This window comes from Rhizobacter sp. P5_C2, from assembly GCF_054049715.1.
Map to the genome: position 1 here is coordinate 1 of NZ_JBFULV010000213.1, position 2,950 is coordinate 2,950.

The window sequence follows — 2,950 nt, forward strand, 5'->3', positions numbered from 1 at the left end:
GGCTTCGGGCCGGCTGCGCCTGCGGCGGCGGCTGCCCGCGCTGCAGCAGCGCCGCGCTGCAGCGCAAGCCGCGCATCAGCGTGCCGGGCGACCGCTTCGAGCGCGAAGCCGACGATGTGGCCGATCGCGTGATGGGCATGGCGCAGCCGCCGCGCGCCGACATCTCGCCGGTTGCCGTGCAGCGCAAATGCAAGTCGTGCAACGAAGAGAGCGGAAAGGTCCAACGTGAAGCCGTGCCCGGCGACCCAGGCATGCTGGACGCGGACGCAGCAACGCAGGCGGCGCAAGGCGACGGAGTCCCGCTCGGCGCCGAGTCGCGGTCCTGGTTCGAGCCACGCTTCGGCCGTGACCTGGGCGACGTGCGCGTGCACAGCGGCCCGGCGGCGGCGCGGGGCGCTCAGGCGGTGCAGGCACGTGCCTACACCCTGGGCCGCGACATCGTCTTTGCAGCTGGCGAGTACGCGCCGCACACGGCGAGCGGTCGCAGGCTGCTGGCGCACGAGCTCGTGCATGTGATGCAGCAGCAGGCGGCAGATGCACCGGCCGGGATTCATCGGCAAGCGGCTGGCGACCAGCCGACGCAAGGCGGCGACGTGGCGCCGCAGGGGCAGGCCCCCCAGTCTGCGTCAGCGCAGGCGGCTGCACAGGGCACGCAAGCCGTGCCGCCGCAGAGGCCCCAGCGACAGTGGGGTCCGCACATCCCGTACATCTGGTTCGATCTGCACGACGCGTTTCGTGCCTTCACTGCGCCTCAGGGGCCCTACCTTTACTCGTCGTTCAAGTATTTCGACCGGGCGGTGAATCCCAACTTCGAGAACAACCTCAATCCCGGGCCGGCACGTGATGTGGGGACCCGGCTTCCCAGTGGGTGGCCTGCGAACCGGAGCGATGTCCTGTGGTTCTTCTACACGAAGTTTTTCGTCGACGCGGCCGACGCGCAGTTGCCACCGCAATACACACGCTTCGAAACGAGCGCCGACATCCGCTTCGTGCCCAGCGCCGGAGGCACCGGGTTCTCGTACCAGTTCACGGACAACAGTCCTGGCTACATCTCGCCGGGCACGCTGTCGTTCCCGATGGCGTTGAGCACCCAGCCGTATGGGTTCCGCGCGCAGGACGTGATCACGGCGCCCGGGACGCTGCAATGGGACGCGCGACTGCTCGTGGCCTACGCCGACGATCGAATCCCGCTCGCCATCGACTTCATACCGCTGCCCGGCATGTCCGACAGGGCGGCCCTGGACGCCGAGCTTGCGATTCGAGGAGTCCGGTGGCGCGACCCGCTGCCGGGTGAAGCGGCGAGTCGCTTCCGCGTGAGCTACACGCCGCTGGGACACGATCGGTTTGACATCCACATCGATGGGATCGGGGAGGACGGAGTTGTTGTTTCGTCGCGCATCTTGAACAACGCCACCCGGGCTGACCTCTTGCCTGTGGCAGCGCTCGTGATTGCAATCCACCTTGATGTGACGGGGTCCGGCGGGTCGTCCGCCGGCCGGCGGCACGTGGAGATTCGTGGATCGCAGCGCGTGCCGTTCGGCCTGCCCTCGGCGGAACAGGCGGCAGCGCCGGGTTCTCAAACCCCCTCGCAGCCATGATGCACGCGCTGCTTCGAGCGAATACGCTTGAATCGAGGAGATCGGCATGAGGGACGTCCAGTTCACACCGTCGCGTGGCCGCGTCGTGGCGCGCCGCTCGCGCTCCGGCACGATGCCGTCGTCGGGGCTCGACGGCGCGGTGCTGCGCAAACCGTCGTGCGCCTGCGGCGGTGGTTGCCCGCGATGCGCTGCGCAGATGTTGCAGCGCAAACCCGCCATCAGCTCGCCGGGTGATGCGCATGAGCTCGTGCACGTGGTCCAGCAAGGCGGTGCCGCCGAGTCGACACTGCATCGGCAGCCGACCGATGAAGAGTCGAAGCCGACGCCGAAGCCCCTGGTGCCGATTCCATTCTTCGACAAGTTCGACGTCGCTCCCTTCGTACCGGCGCCCGGCGGCAGCGCGCCGACGCCCTTCGACGCACCGGGCAACACGACCGACCCATCCGGCAAGGGCCCGTCGATGGAGGACTTGAACGCCGCACGTTCCCTGCTCGACAAGAAGCCGCTGCAGCTGGGCCTGAACTACAACACGAAGATGCCGGGCTGCTCGATGCTCGAAGCGTTCGGCAGCACCAAGGAGAGTCGCCGCTACCGGACCTTCGAGCAATACGACCTGGACTGCAAGGTCTTCCACGGCCCTCTCAGCAAGGACCCTTGGCCGGTGCTGGACCGCGACAGCTACAACCAGGCGATCGGCGCCTGCCCGAAGAGCGAGCCGCCGATGTTGAAGCCGGACTTCCCGATCGAGAGGCCGCCGCTGCAGGACGCGCCCGAACGCACGCTGCCGGAAGGGCAGGCTTATGCATGAGGCCGTTTCCAGCAACTCGCATGCCGCGGGGCGCCATGCGGCGAAAGACGCGAAGCCCGCGCCGCCCATGCAGGCGCAGGCCCCCGATACGTCGAGGCCCGCCACGGGCCCCTGCGCCTGCGGCGGGGGCTGCCCGCGTTGCCGCGGCGCCGCGCTGCAGCGCAAACCGCAGGTCAGCATGCCGGGCGATCGCTTCGAGCGCGAGGCCGATGCGGTGGCCGACCAGGTGATGCGGATGGCGAGCGCCACGCCGGTGTCGGCCGGAGTCGCTGGGATCACGAGCCTGCAGCGCAAGTGCGCCGACTGCGAGGACGAGGTGGAGGGCGCGACGATCCGGCGCGAAGCCGCTGGGGCCGGCGCGCAGTCGCTCGACACCGAGGCCGCAGCCCGCGCCGCGCAGCAGGGCGGGGCGCCGCTGTCGCCCGATCAGCGCGACTTCTTCGAGCCGCGCCTGGGCCATGACCTGGGCCACGTGCGCGTGCACACCGGTGGCTCGGCGGATGCCGGCGCGAGCGCGGTGCAGGCCCGGGCGTACACGCTGGGC

3 protein-coding genes are annotated in these 2,950 nt (G+C 69.7%); all 3 read left to right on the forward strand.

The window, feature by feature from the left end; genetic code table 11:
* Positions 1 to 1,598 (forward strand): eCIS core domain-containing protein (locus tag ACXJLU_RS32990; protein ID WP_457337948.1); only part of this gene is annotated, 1,598 nt, incomplete at its 5' end.
* A 46-nt stretch (positions 1,599 to 1,644) separates the two neighbouring features.
* Complete coding sequence (locus ACXJLU_RS32995) at positions 1,645 to 2,406, forward strand: hypothetical protein (RefSeq protein ID WP_457337949.1); 762 nt, start codon at positions 1,645 to 1,647, stop codon at positions 2,404 to 2,406.
* Positions 2,407 to 2,584: 178 nt separating this feature from the next.
* On the forward strand, positions 2,585 to 2,950 hold a 366-nt coding region (locus ACXJLU_RS33000), incomplete at its 3' end, for an eCIS core domain-containing protein (protein ID WP_457337950.1).

Bases quoted from the DNA above. Each gene is read 5' to 3' on its own strand.
- ACXJLU_RS32995 (WP_457337949.1), top strand. From the start codon at position 1,645: ATGAGGGACGTCCAGTTCACACCGTCGCGTGGCCGCGTCGTGGCGCGC.